Source organism: Sphingopyxis sp., assembly GCF_035998905.1.
Taxonomy (GTDB): domain Bacteria; phylum Pseudomonadota; class Alphaproteobacteria; order Sphingomonadales; family Sphingomonadaceae; genus Sphingopyxis.
On record NZ_DASYHG010000019.1, the window covers coordinates 170037 to 184373 of the forward strand.

Annotated in this window: 13 protein-coding genes; 7 read left to right on the forward strand and 6 right to left on the reverse strand. The window is 65.9% G+C overall.

The features are described 5' to 3' along the window. Window positions 1-104 precede the first annotated feature (104 nt). The 3 genes from VGN62_RS10705 to xth all read left to right on the forward strand — a co-directional run bounded on the left by VGN62_RS10705 (window position 105) and on the right by xth (window position 1980). On the forward strand, window positions 105-737 hold the full coding sequence (locus VGN62_RS10705; RefSeq protein WP_327453588.1) for a M23 family metallopeptidase: 633 nt from the start codon (window positions 105-107) through the stop codon (window positions 735-737). A 91-nt stretch (window positions 738-828) separates the two neighbouring features. Continuing rightward, on the forward strand, window positions 829-1170 hold the full coding sequence (gene erpA, locus VGN62_RS10710) for an iron-sulfur cluster insertion protein ErpA (RefSeq protein WP_327453590.1): 342 nt from the start codon (window positions 829-831) through the stop codon (window positions 1168-1170). Window positions 1171-1209: 39 nt separating this feature from the next. Continuing rightward, entirely contained in the window at window positions 1210-1980 is a 771-nt protein-coding gene (xth, locus tag VGN62_RS10715; RefSeq protein WP_327453593.1) for an exodeoxyribonuclease III, read from the forward strand. Window positions 1981-2110: 130 nt separating this feature from the next. Here xth and VGN62_RS10720 read toward each other — a convergent pair whose 3' ends face one another. The 3 genes from VGN62_RS10720 to VGN62_RS10730 all read right to left on the reverse strand — a co-directional run bounded on the left by VGN62_RS10720 (window position 2111) and on the right by VGN62_RS10730 (window position 5894). Next, a complete protein-coding gene (locus tag VGN62_RS10720) occupies window positions 2111-3232 on the reverse strand; it encodes a DUF1501 domain-containing protein (RefSeq protein ID WP_327453595.1) in 1122 nt (373 codons plus the stop codon). A gap of 3 nt (window positions 3233-3235) precedes the next feature. Next, window positions 3236-4663, reverse strand: coding sequence for a DUF1800 domain-containing protein (locus VGN62_RS10725; RefSeq protein WP_327453597.1), 1428 nt, complete (start codon window positions 4661-4663; stop codon window positions 3236-3238). Window positions 4664-4727: 64 nt separating this feature from the next. Next, entirely contained in the window at window positions 4728-5894 is a 1167-nt protein-coding gene (locus VGN62_RS10730; protein ID WP_327453599.1) for an N-acetyltransferase, read from the reverse strand. Between the two features lie 126 nt (window positions 5895-6020). On the opposite strand from VGN62_RS10730, the gene VGN62_RS10735 reads away from it, so the two are divergent. After that, window positions 6021-7109 carry a fatty acid desaturase family protein gene (locus VGN62_RS10735; RefSeq protein WP_414713276.1) on the forward strand — a complete coding sequence of 363 codons (1089 nt, stop codon included), beginning with the start codon at window positions 6021-6023 and terminating at the stop codon, window positions 7107-7109. 417 nt (window positions 7110-7526) lie between these two features. On the opposite strand, the gene lptG is transcribed toward VGN62_RS10735, so the two are convergent. Together lptG and lptF are read right to left on the reverse strand one after the other, a co-directional pair. Beyond that, entirely contained in the window at window positions 7527-8627 is a 1101-nt protein-coding gene (lptG, locus tag VGN62_RS10740) for an LPS export ABC transporter permease LptG (protein WP_327453603.1), read from the reverse strand. Next, window positions 8628-9848 (reverse strand): LPS export ABC transporter permease LptF, encoded by a 1221-nt coding sequence (lptF, locus tag VGN62_RS10745; protein ID WP_327453605.1) that lies wholly within the window; start codon window positions 9846-9848, stop codon window positions 8628-8630. A 133-nt stretch (window positions 9849-9981) separates the two neighbouring features. Here lptF and VGN62_RS10750 point away from each other — a divergent pair, with 133 nt between their 5' ends. Genes VGN62_RS10750 through VGN62_RS10760 form a run of 3 tightly spaced genes read left to right on the forward strand, consistent with a single transcriptional unit; the run spans window position 9982 to window position 12305 of the window. Next, on the forward strand, window positions 9982-10455 hold the full coding sequence (locus VGN62_RS10750) for a DUF2141 domain-containing protein (RefSeq protein WP_327453607.1): 474 nt from the start codon (window positions 9982-9984) through the stop codon (window positions 10453-10455). 7 nt (window positions 10456-10462) lie between these two features. Further along, on the forward strand, window positions 10463-11437 hold the full coding sequence (locus VGN62_RS10755) for an acylglycerol kinase family protein (protein ID WP_327453609.1): 975 nt from the start codon (window positions 10463-10465) through the stop codon (window positions 11435-11437). A 7-nt stretch (window positions 11438-11444) separates the two neighbouring features. After that, window positions 11445-12305, forward strand: coding sequence for a hypothetical protein (locus VGN62_RS10760; protein WP_327453612.1), 861 nt, complete (start codon window positions 11445-11447; stop codon window positions 12303-12305). Here VGN62_RS10760 and VGN62_RS10765 read toward each other — a convergent pair. Continuing rightward, a complete protein-coding gene (locus tag VGN62_RS10765; RefSeq protein ID WP_327453614.1) occupies window positions 12302-14278 on the reverse strand; it encodes an ATP-binding protein in 1977 nt (658 codons plus the stop codon). The two genes, VGN62_RS10760 and VGN62_RS10765, sit on opposite strands and share 4 nt — an antisense overlap. Between the last annotated feature and the right edge of the window lie 59 nt (window positions 14279-14337).

Consider the following 14337-nt stretch of genomic DNA (forward strand, 5'->3'; position numbering starts at 1 on the left):
GACTTTGGCGACATGGCAAACGCGGGGTCGTCGTTTTGATTAACACTCTTCTGGCGCAGAAGTTGCACCAAGTCGCGATTCTCTGCGCGGCAGCATGTTTCGGATTGGCCACACCGGCCGCCCACGCTGCCGAAACCAGCTCCGACGCTGGTATTGTCGTTCCCGACGAACCCGATGACGACAGCTTCACCGCTGGCGTTCCGTCGACCGGCGAAGACAGCGAAGCCCGCGCAATTTTCCAGGCGTGGAAGCGCCTCGACACCGGCCTGACCGCCTCGCTTGGCGTCGCCGTCCCCTCGCGCCGCCCGATCGACCAGATGTCGCTGTCGTCGTCGTACGGCATGCGCGTCCACCCGGTCACCGGCAAGGTCGCCCGCCACAATGGCATCGACATTCCGGCGCCGCGCGGCACCCCGATCTATGCAACCGCCGACGGCATCGTCGGCCGCGCCCAGCGCCTCGGCGGCTATGGCAATTATGTCGAAGTCGAGCATGGCAACGCGATCCAGACGCGCTACGGCCACATGTCCTCGTACATCGTGACCCCCGGCCAGCAGGTCAAAAAGGGCGATGTCCTCGGTTACGTCGGTTCGACCGGCCGTTCGACCGGCAACCACCTCCATTATGAAGTCCGCATCGAAGGCGCGCCGGTCAATCCGATGCCGTTCGTCCGTTCGGACCAGATGGCGATCGCCGCGATCACCGGCAAGAATGTCGCGATGGGCGGTCCCGAATAAAAAGCTTTCCTGGGTCGGAGAGGAGGGGCGCCAGGCGGGTCACCGTCGAGGCGCCCTTTTTATTTGGGAACAAGGCTCCTATCTAGCACTCATGGCCACGCAGCTTTCCGATATCACCCTCTCGCCCGCCGCCGCGGCGCGCGTTCGCTGGATTGCGACCCGCAAGGGCGACACCGACGCCGCGCTCCGCCTCGCGGTCGATGGCGGCGGCTGTTCGGGCTTCACCTATCGTTTCGGCCTCGCCGAAAACATCGACGCCGATGATATCGTCACCGAAACCGACGGGGTGAAGCTGGTCGTCGATCCGGTCAGCATCGACCTCGTTCGCGGCTGCATCGTCGATTTTGTCGATTCGCTTGGCGGATCGTCGTTCAAGGTCGAAAATCCCAATGCGGCCTCGGGCTGCGGTTGCGGCTCCAGCTTCTCGATCTGACGCCTTTCGCAGCGGCGTGCTTGCTGGCATAGCAAGCCGATGAAAATCGCGACCTTCAATATCAACGGGATCAAGGCCCGTTTGCCGCGCCTCGTCGAATGGCTCGAGGAAACGCAGCCCGATGTCGCCTGCCTGCAGGAACTGAAATCGAGCGACGAGACGATGCCGACGAAGGAGATCGAGGCGGCGGGCTACGGCTTCCTCTATCATGGGCAAAAGGGTTTCAACGGCGTCGCGATCCTCGCGAAAGGAACGCAGCCGGTCGAGGTGCAGCGCGGGCTTGCCGGTGAGGCCGAGGACGAGCAGTCGCGTTACCTTGAGGCCGACGTCCATGGCCTGCGCGTCGCGTCGATCTACCTTCCCAACGGCAATCCCCAGCCGGGACCGAAATTCGATTACAAGCTGCGCTGGATGGCGCGGCTGCGCGAGCGCGCCAAAGTCCTTCTGGCCTCCGAAATCCCGACGATCCTGACCGGCGATTACAACGTCATCCCGCACGACGACGATGTGTGGGACCCGCGCGCGATGTCGACCGATGCGCTGATGCAGCCCGAATCGCGCGACGCGTGGTTCCGCCTGCTCGGCGACGGCTGGACCGACGCGATCCGCAGCCGCCATCCGGCGGGGGGCGTGTGGACCTTCTGGGACTATCAGGCGGGTGGCTGGCAGCGCGACCATGGCTTTCGCATCGATCACCTGCTTTTGAGCCCCGCGCTCGCCGACCGGCTGGTCGACGCGGGCGTCGACAAGGATCATCGCGGGCGCGAAAAGGCGAGTGATCATGCGCCGACGTGGGCGGTGCTGGCGTAATTTCTTCCACTGACGTGGAAGGCGGCACCGGCCCGCTCCCCCACCCGGCCTCCCTAGGTTACTATCGTTGGGGAGGCCGGGTGGGGGAGCGGGCCGGTGCCGCTCTGTTTCGGCTACGCCGAAACAGCCGTTAAGCGTCTGGGTACAGCGTCGTCATCACCCGTTTCGGGTCGAGCGCATAATGATGCGCTACCGCGTCCGCGATCACGCTTTCGAGGCTGCGCGTCGGTTTGAGGTCGCGGCCTTCGTAGCGCGCCGGGGTGCCGAGCCCCGGCCAGTCGGCCGACACCTTGCCGCCCGCCGCCAGCCCGCCGCCGAGCAGCATCGCGGTCGATGCGGTGCCATGGTCGGTCCCGCCCGTGCCGTTGACCTCGACCGTGCGGCCGAATTCGGTCGCGACGATCACCAGCGTGTCGCCCCACGCGGGGCCGAGGCCGGTCTGCAGCGCGCCGACGAGCTGGTCGAGCCCGCGAAGCTGCGCCGTGAGCCGGCCGCGCTGCGCGCTGTGCGTGTCCCACCCGCCGGTTTCGACCATCATCACGCGCGCACCGTCGGCGGGGAGCATCAGCGACGCGGCGAGCTTGCCGAGGTCGGCGCCGTTGCGGCCGTTGTTGCCGCCGATGTCGCTCGCCAGTTCCTGCGTTTTCACCGCGCTGTCCCACAAGGGGTGGAGCAGCGGGTCGTTCGCATACATCGCGGTCAGCCGCGCGATCAGGTCGGCGTCGGCCTGCGGCAGGCGGCTCGGTGCATAGGTCCCGACCTGCACCGTCCCGCGTAGCGCGAGCGGCACCGCGGGGGCGATCGCGATCGCGTCGCGCTCGGCGGCGGGGAGCAGGGTGAGCAGCCGCCCGACCCAGCCGTCGTCGCGCCCATAGGGCCGCGCGCCGCCGCCCTCGAGCATATTCTGCCCATCGAAATGCGACCGGTCGCGATAGGCGGTCGCGACGGCGTGCGCGAAATGCGCCTGCTTCCCCGAATAGAGGCTCGCGGTCTGCGCGAGCGCGGGGTGCAGCGTGAACATCGCGTCGAGCTTCGCGCCGCCCGCGGTTTCGTCGGCCATCGCGCGGCGCGCGGCGGCGAACGCCGGGTCGCCCGTCGGCGCAACGGTGGCGAGCCCGTCGGCGGCGCCGCGCTGGATGATGAAGACGAGGCGTTTCGGCGTGCCCGCGGCGGCATAGGCGAAGCCGGGAAGGGCGCCCGCGGCGACGACGGTGATCCCCGACAGGATGATTGAGCGGCGTGAAAGGATCATCGTCTATCTCCGCAGAAAGGCCGGGCTGGCGAACAGCATCGCGAGTCCCTGTCCGGGACTGTCGGCGCGCGCGATCGCCTGGCTCGTTTCGGGGGTGAGCGCGTCGGCGAGGACGAGCGGCGCGAGCTGGCGCGCGTCGGCGCGGTCGCCGACCCGTGCGGCGATACGGCTCGCGAGTTCGACGCGCTGCATCAGCGCCGCCGACCCCGCCCAGGTCGCGACCTTGTCGTCATAGCCCGCGGGCGATCCGGGGCGCCACACCGGCTGGCCGAGCTGGGTGAACATCGCGGCGATATTCTGCCGCTCGCCGAACGCGGGTGCTTTCAGCGCGCGGAGCATCGATACCGTCCAGTCCCACGGCGATTTGAACATCGCCGGCGCCGCCGCCCATGGCTCGGGCGAGGCGATCAGCGTGCGGTAGAGCGAAGGCAGGTCGCCGCCGGTCTTGAGGAAGTCGGCCGAGAGCCGATCGACGAGCGGCGCGGGCGGTTCGTCGCCGGTGAAATGGCGCGCGAGCTTGGTCGCGACATGCCGCGCGGTCGCGGGGTGGACGGCAAGGTCGCGCAGTACCGCTTCGGCCTGCCGCCCGCCGGGCTGGTCGTACCGCTTGCCGAGGATCGTCTGCGCGCCCGGCTGGTGCAGCCGGTCGACGAACAGGGTCGCGCCGGGCGTGGCATCGGCGGGCATCAGCCGCTGACCCGCGCCGCGCCCGAGCCCCGCGACGGTCAGGCCGGTGAGCGCCTTGGCAAAGCTCGTCACATCGGCCTGCGTATAACCGGTGCGTACGCCGAGCGTGTGCAGCTCCAATATCTCGCGCGCCAGATTTTCGTTGAGCCCCGGCGCCTGCCGGTTGCCGCGGTTCCGCACGCGCGTCGCAAAGTCGCTGTCGGGGCCAAAGCTTTGCGCCTGGTCGAGGTAGAGCAGCATCGCGGGATGATGGGCCGCGGCGACCAGCAGGTCCGAAAATTTGCCCATGATGTGCGGGCGGATCGCCTCATTCTCGTAATTGCCCGCGAAGCCGATGACCGTCTGCTTGTCCGCCGACACGGCGAAATGGTTGGTCCAGAAATGGACGAGCCGCTCGGGAAAGGGGGTGGGGGTCGCGACCGCGGCGGTAAGGCGCGCGCCCGCGGCGTCGGCATAGTGGCGGCGAAAGCCCGCGCGCGCCATCCGGCGCATCGTTTCGGGCATCGGATCGTCGTCGCGCCTCGCCGCGTCGTTCGCCTCGCGGCGCATCGCCTGCCGCTCGCCCTGATATTCGGCATAGGCGGCGGCGATGGTCTCGCGCCCGGCGAGTCCCGCCAGCGCGGGCGGCGCGGGGTCATAATCGCCTATCTGGCGCGTCAGCCAGGCTTTCGGGTCGTCGATCGCCGGATCGTCGAACCGGCGGCCGAGGCCGAAACGATGGGCGGCAAGATATTGGACAGCCATGACAAAGCCTTTCCGTGCTGCCAACGCACGGTGACCGGCATTTGTCGCAAAGCTATCCCATCTATCAAAGCGCCTTGTCGTAAATCTGGTACACGCGGTTGACCTTGGCCTCGATCGCGTCGGCGACCGCGTTCATCCCCTGATTATCGTCGAGCACCCAGCCGATATCGCCGCGCTGGGTGCCGTAATCGCGCACCGCGTCGCGGCGGATATATTCGATCATCATGAAGGCGAGGGTGCTCGCCATGCGGCTATTCTGCAATTTCTTCGCAACGCCCATCAGCGGCACGCGCAGGATGTCGCTCTGCGGTTTGCGCAGCCACCACAGCAGGCGTGCCCAGTTGAAGGGGAGCAGCGACCCGTCCATGTCGATCAAGAGCTGGTTGATGTTCGGCAGCACGATCATGAAGGCGACGGGCTCGCCATCGACTTCGGCGACGCGGATCAGGTCTTCGAAGACGATGTCCTTCAGCTTCTTGCCGACATAGGCGATCTCGCTGTCGGTCAGGGGGACAAAGCCCCAATTGTCCGACCAGGCGTCGTTGAGCAGCCCCATGATCAGCTTGGCTTCGGCGGCGAAATGCCGCTTGTTGACCTTGCGGATGCGGATGCGCGCATTCTTCTCGCCCGCCGCGACGATGCGGTTGACCAGCGGCGGGAAGCCGTCGGCGATCGCGACATCATAGTTGAAGAGCTGCTTCACCGGCCGATAGCCCGCGCCCTCGACCCAGCCGCGATAGAGCGGGCTGTTGTGCCCCATCATCACCGTCGGTCGGTTGTCGAATCCTTCGATCAGCAGCCCGGGTTCGTCCCAGATCGAAATCGACAGCGGGCCCAATGAGCGGTGCATGCCCTGCGTCCGCAGCCAGTCCTCGGCCGTCGCGAGCAGCGCCTGTGCCGAGGCTTCGTCCTCGGCTTCGAGCAGCCCCCAGTTGCCGGTGCCGGGACCCATGCCCTGTTCGATGGGCTGTGCGAGCGCGAGGGCGTCGATATGCGCCGAAATGCGCCCGATCGTCCGCCCGTCGCGGCGAGCGAGGAAGAACTGTGCCTTGCCATGCTCGAACCACGGATTCTTGCCGGGGGTGAGCAGCCCGTAAACCTCGCCCTTCAGCGGCGGCACCCACGCCGGATCGCCGCGATTGAGCCGGTAGGCGAGTTCGACGAACTCGCGCAAATCCCCCTTGTCCTTGACCGGGTGGATGGTGATCGGGCCGTCCGAATGTCCGCTCATACTGGTTTCCTGAAGTGCCAACCCTATATTATTGGCGACGCATTAGGGCATAGATAGGGCGCTGGCGACCCGCATTCGGCCATTTTGCTGCCATGAAATCATGGTCAAGAACCGGATATGTTGACGATGAATACCCTTGTCGATCGGCTGTCGGCCTCCCCCGCCGCGCCCATGCCCAAATCCGCGATCGCGGACGATATGGCGATGATCCGCGCAGCTTCGGAGCTGACGCGCGATCTCGTGCAGCCGTCGGCGCGCATCTATTGGACCGATATGCTGGCTTCGGCCTTCATCGGCTATGCCGGCATCGCGGCGGCGATCCTTGCGCCATCGACCCTATGGATGCTGGTCGCGGCGGTGATTTCGGTGATCGCGCTGTATCGCGCGGGCAGCTTCATCCATGAACTGACGCATATCCGCAAGAATGCGCTGCCGGGCTTTCGCCTCGCATGGAATATCCTTGTCGGCGTGCCGATGCTGATCCCGTCGTTCATGTACGAAGGCATCCACAGCCTGCACCACAACCGCACCAAATATGGCACGGTCGAGGATCCCGAATATCTGCCGCTCGCGCTGATGAAACCGTGGACGGTGCCGTTGTTCGTCGTCGCCGCGGCGTTCGCGCCGCTCGCGCTCGTCTTCCGCTATGCCGTGCTCACGCCGCTGTCATTCCTGATCCCGCCGCTGCGCAAGATCGTCGTCGAACGCTATTCGGGGATGATCATCAACCCGATGTTCCGCCGCAAGCCGCCCGAGGGCGAGTTCCGCCGCCAATGGGCGTGGCAGGAAGGCGGCGCGTGGGCGTGGTCGAGCCTGCTGATCGCGGCGGGCGTCTTCGGCTGGGTGCCGCTGCGCGCGCTGATCATTTTCGGCGCGATCGCCGCCGCGACGCTCGTGCTCAACCAGATCCGCACGCTCGTCGCGCATCTCTGGGAAAATGACGGCGCAGTGCTGACCGTGACCGGCCAGTTCCTCGACAGCGTCAACGTGCCGCCGCCGGGCTTGCTGCCCGAACTGTGGGCGCCGGTGGGGCTGCGCTATCACGCGCTGCACCACCTGCTGCCGGGCGTTCCCTATCACTCGCTCGCCGAGGCGCACCGCCGCCTGAAGGACGCGCTGCCCGCCGATTCGCAATATCATGGCGCGAATTACGACAGTCTGCCGAAGCTGGTGATGAACCTGGTGGCGGGGTCTGCGAAGGGCGCTGCGGTCTGATTTCGGCTTCCGGCGATGTGTCGATGTCGGGGCGTAGACAGGCTTTGTGCTACTGGTGCAGCGATTTCGACAAATCTAAACTAGCTGCTTCTGCGGTCTCTCAGCGCCCAATAGATCAACGCCATAAGTGCGACACCGACGATGGGCGCACCATAATATACGGTTGCGGCCGCCATATCGGTTCTGCACCCATGGTCGGGCGCAGGGTCGCCGATTTGAATCTCGACATCAGGGCAAAATGCAACGTCGGCAGAGATCGTCATGAGCCAGTACACGGCGCAAACGATTAGAAGACAGAGAACCGCTCCAACGATTTCCTTTACGGTCCTCAAATCTCTGTCTCCGACCGCGTTGTACAACGCCAAGTCTATCATGAAGCCGAGTGTCTGCAATCGGTGGTTGCCGACCTCGCGCCCGCTATTCCTCGGTCCGGATCAAAATCATCTCGCCGATCAGCGCGAACAGGATGAAGGGTCCCCACGCGGCGAGGAAGGGGGAGTAGGCGCCCAAATCGCCCATCGCGAGCGCGAAATTGTCGGCGACGAAATAGGCGAAGCCGAGCCCCATGCCGAGGATCGCGCGGATGAAGAGCTTGCCCGATCGTGCGAGGCCGAACGCCGCGACCGCGCCCAATAGCGGCATCAATATCGCCGACAGCGGCCCCGAAATCTTGTGCCACAGCACGCCCTTCAGCGCGTCGACCGGCCGCCCCGCGGCCTCGAGATCGTCGATCGCCGACTTGAGCTTCAGGAAGGGCAGTTCGTCGCCGTCGACCTGCGCCAGCGTGAACTGGTCGGGACGGACACTCTTCGCCGCGATGATCGTGCCGAGCGGTTCGAGCGTGCCCGACCGGCGCAGGAAACGCCGCGCATTGGTGAGTTCCCAGCCGCCGCCTGCGACCGCGCGCGCGCTGTCGGCCGACAGCATCGACGACAGCACGCCGCCGGTGCGTTCATAGATGGTCACATAGCCGAGGGTGATCACCGGGCCGCTGGTGTCGACCGTCGCCGCGTTGATCAGGTCATCGCCATCGCGGACCCAGATGTTGGTGCGTATCCCGCTGTCCTTCGGGACTTTCTTATATTCGACCTTTTGCCAGGCGCTGAGCGCCGCGGTCGATCGCGTGACGATCCGTTCGTTGAACGCAAAGCTGATTCCCGCGACGAGCAAGGCCGCGAGAAACAACGGCGCGAGCACCTGGTGCGCCGACATGCCCGACGCCTTCATCGCGATGACCTCGCTGTTCTGGTTCAGCGTGACCATCGTCAGGATCGTGCCGAGCAGCACCGAAAAGGGCAGGAAAGTCTCGATGATCTGCGGCATCCGCATCCCGACATAGCGCCAGACGTCCGAATCGCTGTTGCCGGCAACCGCAAGGATCTTGCCGCTCTCGCCCAAAAGGTCGAGCGTCTGGAGGATCAGCACCAGCGCAAAGAGGATCGAGAAGGAGCGGACGAGGAACAGGCGGCCGACATAGAGCGCCATCGTTCGCGACGGGAAAAAGTGGAGCTGGTGCATTTAGGTCAGGCTCTCCACCTTCCGCGGCTTGCGCTGGAACATCGTGAGCATCGTGCGAATCTTCTGCGCCGCCTTTGCCGCGACGCGTTCGAGCGCGCCGATCGGCTGGCCGCCGGGGACATGCGCGACGGTGTAATACATCCAGATCGCGAGCGCCGCGAACAAGAGATACGGCACCCATAGTGCGATCAGCGGGTCGATCGTCCCGCGCGCGCCGAGATCCTCGGCATATTGGTTGATCTTGTGCTGGGTGACGAGCAGCACGATCGACAGGAAAACCCCGAGCGACGAGGTCGATCGCTTCGGCGGGATGGCGAGCGCGACCGCGATCAGCGGGATCAGGAACATCGACATCACTTCGACGATGCGGAAGTGGAAATTGGCGCGCGATTCGAGCCGGGTCTGCACCGACTGGCTCTTGTCCTTGCCCGCGACGAACAGTTCGGGAATCGTCATTTCGCGATCGGCGCCGCCGCGCAGGCGAAACGCTTCGATCTTCGGCAGCGGGATCGGCAGGTCGTGATTGTCGAAGGTCAGGACGCGCGGTACCGAGAATTTCGGCGATTCGTGGATCAGCACGCCCTGCGAGAGGCGAAGGATGATCGTGTTCGGATCGTCGGTCGCAAGGAATTGCCCGCGCGCCGCGGTCGCCGAGACGCGCTGCCCATCCTTGTTGTCGCCGCGCACGAATATGCCGCGCAAGCTACGCCCGTCGTTATAGCTCTCCTCGATCCTGAGCGTCATGCGGTCGCCCAATTTGGTGAATTCGCCGACCTTGATCGACGCGCCGAGCGCGCCCGAGCGCAGTTCGAACTGCAACCCTTCATAGGCATAGCGCGCAACGGGCTGGATGAAGCCGACGATTGCGAGATTGAGCGCCGCGAGCGCGATCGCATAGACATAGGGCATGCGCATCAGCCGCCCGAAGCTCATCCCCACGCCCTTCAGCACGTCGAGCTCGCTCGACGTCGCAAGCCGCCGGAAAGCAAGGAGAATCCCGAGCATCAGGCCGATCGGGATGCCGAGCGAGAGATATTCGGGGATCAGGTTCGCGAGCATCCGCCACACGACGCTGACCGGGCCGCCTTCGGTCGCGACGAAGTCGAACAGGCGGAGCATTTTTTCGAGCACGAGCAGCATCGCCGACAGCACGAGCGTGCCGAGCATCGGGAAGAAGATGAGCCGCGCGATGTAGCGGTCGATGGCAGGAAGCTTATTCAATCTTTGGTCGCCCCATCACCATGATTTGGCCGCAGTTGTTTCCGATATGCCGATTCAAGGGCGACAGGGACCCGTGTCGGCGCGCGTTTTTTCGCTCGCGGACATGGCTATAGCCTCTGGAGGTTTTGAGGTCATGTCGAAATTTGTATCCGCTCTGCTTGGCGTTTCCTTGCTGGCCTATGCCGCAACGGCGCAGGCCGAAGGCCGGGTCATCTCGAACGATCTGTCGAAGTGCAGGAGCGGTCCGTCGACGCTGGTGCAGATCAGCGGCGTCAAGGCGTCGACCGGAAAGATTCGCGTGCAAAGCTATCGCGGAACCGCCGCCGACTGGTTGACGAAGGGCCGCTGGCTCGCCCGCGTCGAAGTGCCGGCGCGTGCGGGGACGATGACCGTCTGCGTGCCGCTGCCCGAAGCCGGTGTTTACGGCATCGCGGTGCGTCACGACGTCAACGGCAATGGCAAGACCGACCTGCGCGCCGATGGCGGCGGGATGTCTAACAATCCCAGCATCAACGTCTTCAACCTCGGCAAGCCGAGCTACAAGAAGACCGCCTTTTCGGTCGGGGAAGCCCCCAAGACGATCGCCATTTCGATGAAATATATGTGATCCCTAGATGGCCAGCGTCGCGCTCCTTTCGAATCCTCGCTCCACGGGCAACCGCTCGCTGTTGCCGCGGGTTCGCGAATATTGCGCGGCGCACCCAGACATCTTTCACTATGAGGTCGAGGACGTCGACCAGATCGAAAAGGCCATCCGCACGATGGCGATGGTCGGCCCGCGCGTCGTCGTGATCAACGGCGGCGACGGCACGGTGCAGGCCGCGCTGACCGAAATCTATTCGGGCGATCATTTCGGCGGCTCGCCGCCGCCGGTCGCGGTGCTTCCCAATGGCAAGACCAACCTCATCGCGCTCGACCTCGGCGCCGAAGGCGATCCGATCAAGGCGTTGCAACGCGTCGTCGAACTGGTCGAAAGCGGCCGGCTCGAGGATCATGTGATCGAACGCCAACTCATCGCGCTCGACAGCGGCGGCGAGGAGCGGCCGGTGCTCGGCATGTTCCTCGGCGGCGCCTATCTCGCTGACGTGATGCTTTATTGCCGCAACCGCATCTATCCGCTCGGCCTGCCCAACGGAATTTCGCATTTCCTTGCGGCGATCCTCGGGCTGTTCGCGATCATCTTCGGCGTCGGCGGCGGGCGCCTGCCGCCCAAGCCCGAACCGATGACGGTGTCGCTGATCCGCCAGGGCGAGTTCAAGGGCAAATTCTCGCTGCTGATCGTCACGACGCTCGAGAAATTGCTGCTCAGCATCCGCACCAGCGAGGCGCATGGCACCAACGGCAATATGAAGTTGCTCGCGACCGACACGAGTGTCGGCGCATTGTTCCGTATGCTCGGCGCGACCTGGCGCGGCACGCTGGGGCAGAAGCAGCTCGACGGCGTCCATTTCCAGCAAGGCGACGAAATCCGCATCGAGGGCGAACGCTCGAACGTCATCCTCGACGGCGAAATCTTCCAGGCGAAGAACGGCGCGCCGATCATCCTGACCTCGACGCAGCCGGTTCCTTTCCTGCGCCTCGCCGCCTGAGCCTTTCATGTCCGCGCTAACCGAACTCGTCCGCGAAGAACTCGCGACCCCGGTCGACCCGCGCGTCACCGCGATGGCGGCGGCGATCGCGGCCGGCTATCCGGGCAGCGCGCGCGCGGTCCTCTTTTACGGCAGTTGCCTGCGCGAGAGCGAGCTCGACGGGCTGATGCTCGATTTCTACCTGATCGTCTCCGACTATGGCGACGCCTATCCGAAGCGCTGGATGGCGGCGGCGAACCGGCTGATCCCACCCAACGTCTTTCCATTCGAGCACAAGGGGCTGATCGCCAAATATGCGGTCCTGAGCGAGGCCGACTTCCATCGCCTGAACGGGCCCGAGACGCGTAATGTGTCGGTGTGGGCGCGCTTTGCCCAGCCGTCGCGGCTGGTGTGGGCGGTCGACGACACGGCGGCGGGCCGCGCGATCGCCGCGGTGTCGCGCGCCGCGCCGACGTTGCTCGCGGCCGCCGGATCGATCGATGGCGAGGCGCCGCTCGACTGGTGGCGGCGCGCCTTTTCGCTCACCTATTCGGTCGAGCTGCGCGCCGAACGGACCGGCCGCGCGCAGTCGGTGGTCGACGCCGATGCCGGCCGCTACGAACGGTTCAGTACCCCCGCGATGGCGGCGATCCCCGCCGGCGCGCCGCGCGGCGGCTGGGCGCGGCGGCGGATCGAGGGCAAGCTGCTCAGCATCGCGCGGCTGGCAAAGGCCAGCCTGACCTATGCCGGCGGGATCGATTATCTGGCGTGGAAGATCAATCGCCACGCGGGGACGAAGATCGAGATCAAACCCTGGCAGCGCCGCTGGCCGCTCGTCGCCGCGCTGACGCTGGTGCCGCGCCTGATCAGGGGCGGCGCGATCCGCTAGCTGGCCAGCCGCTGCCCCTCGGGTCGGGGGTCGCCGCTGCGCCGGATTGCCTGGTCGAGCGCGCTCAGCGTGAAGGGTTTGCGCAGCACGTCATGGTCGCCGAAGGCGGCGTCTTCGCTGGCATCGCCGGCATAGCCCGTCACGAACAGCACCGACAGTTCGGGCCAGCGCTGCTTGAGCTGCGCGACCATTTCGGGGCCGGTCAGTTCGGGCATCAGCACGTCGGAGAGGATGAGGTCGAAGCCGCCCTGTCCGTCGGCGAGCCGCCCTTCGACCAGCGCTTCGGCCTCGAGCGGGTTGCCGCATGCGACCGCGGTATGGCCGAGCTCGCTGACCGCATCGACCGTCGCCGCAAGCACGCGTGCATCGTCCTCGACGACGAGGATGCTGAGCGCGTCGGCGGGCGTGTCGGCGCGGGTGTCTTCGCCGGGTAGCGCTTCGGTGGCGGCATCGGCCTGCGGCTGCGCAACGGGCAGCAGCATCGCGACGCTGGTTCCTTCGCCTTCGGTCGAGGCAATCTGCACCTCGCCGCCCGACTGGCGGCAAAAGGCGAAGACCTGGCTCATGCCGAGGCCGGTGCCCTGGCCCGCGGGCTTGGTGGTATAGAAGGGGTCGAACACGCGTTCGAGCACTTCGGGCGACATGCCGCAGCCGGTGTCGATCACTTGCACCGCGAGCGCCGCCGACTGATTTTCACCATCGTCGAGCGTGCGGATCGTCAGCGAGCCATGGCCGTTCATCGCGTCGCGCGCGTTGACCGCAAGGTTGAGCAGCGCATTCTCGAACTGCTGCCGGTCGACCCAGCAGGCGAGTCCGTCGGCATGGAGGTCGAGCGTCAGCGCGATGCGGTCGCCGATCGTGCGTTCGATCAGCTGCGCGAAGCTCGCGATGCACTCGTCGATGAGGGTGAACTCGGGGCGTGCGGGTTCCGAGCGGGCAAAGGTCAGCAGCCGGCGCGTCAGGTCGGCGGCGCGGTTGGCGCCGTCGAGGGCGTTGGCGAGGTGGCGCTGCGCCTTTTCGGGTTTGCCCGGCAGCCAGCGCTGCGCGAGTTCGAGCCCGCCGACCACGACCGCGAGCATATTGTTGAAGTCGTGCGCGATGCCGCCGGTGAGCTGCCCGACCGCCTCCATCTTCTGCGCCTGCCGCAGCTGCGCCTCGGCCGCCTCGCGTTCGGTCATTTCGCTGCGCAGCGCGTCGTTCGCATGGGCGAGTTCGGCGGTCCGTTCCTCGACCGCGGTTTCGAGCTGCATCGCGCGGTCGCTCTCGACGAGCTGTTCGCGGCGCGCGAGGCGCCGTTCGCCTTCGGCGCGAACGAGCGAGAAGGTCGCGCCGATCGCGATGACCGCCGCAGCGGCGCCGAGCAGCGAAAAGAGCAGGATCGCCTGGTTGAGGTTCGCGCGGTCCGCCGCGGCGAGCCGGTTGCGCTCGCGGAGCAGCGCGCGTTCGTTCGCGATGATTTCGGACAGCAGCTTGTCGATCCGGCCGAGGCCCTCGCCCTTGCCCGCGGCGTAATATTTGGAGATGGCGGCGACGGTCTGGTTATAGTTCGCGCTGAGCGCCGCATCGCCCAGCTCGGCGCCGCGGCTGTCCATTTCGATCGTCAGCTGCTCGACCAGCACGATCTGTTTGGGGTTGTCGCGGACGTTGCGCCGCAATTGCGCCAGGAACTGGCGCGCGCGGCCCCATTGATATTCATAGACGCGCCCATCTTCTTTTTGCAGACCGACCGCGAAGCGGCCGAGCGCCGCCTCGGCGCGCGCGATCGCGGCATCGACCGAGCGCGTCTGCGAAATGACTTCCATGCTCTGCGTCTGCCAGCCGAGCGAGCGGTCGTAATTGTCGTTGGCGCGCGCGAGCAGCACGACGAGCGCCCCGACCACGCCGGTCAGGATCGCGCCGAGGACGATCGTCGACCAGAAGCGAATACGCTCCCGCCGGCCGTCGTTTTCGCTATCGATATCCCGCTCGAACACGCGTTTCTCTTACCGGACAAGCCGGGCGCCGCAAAGCGCCGAAGCCGCTGTCGGATCGA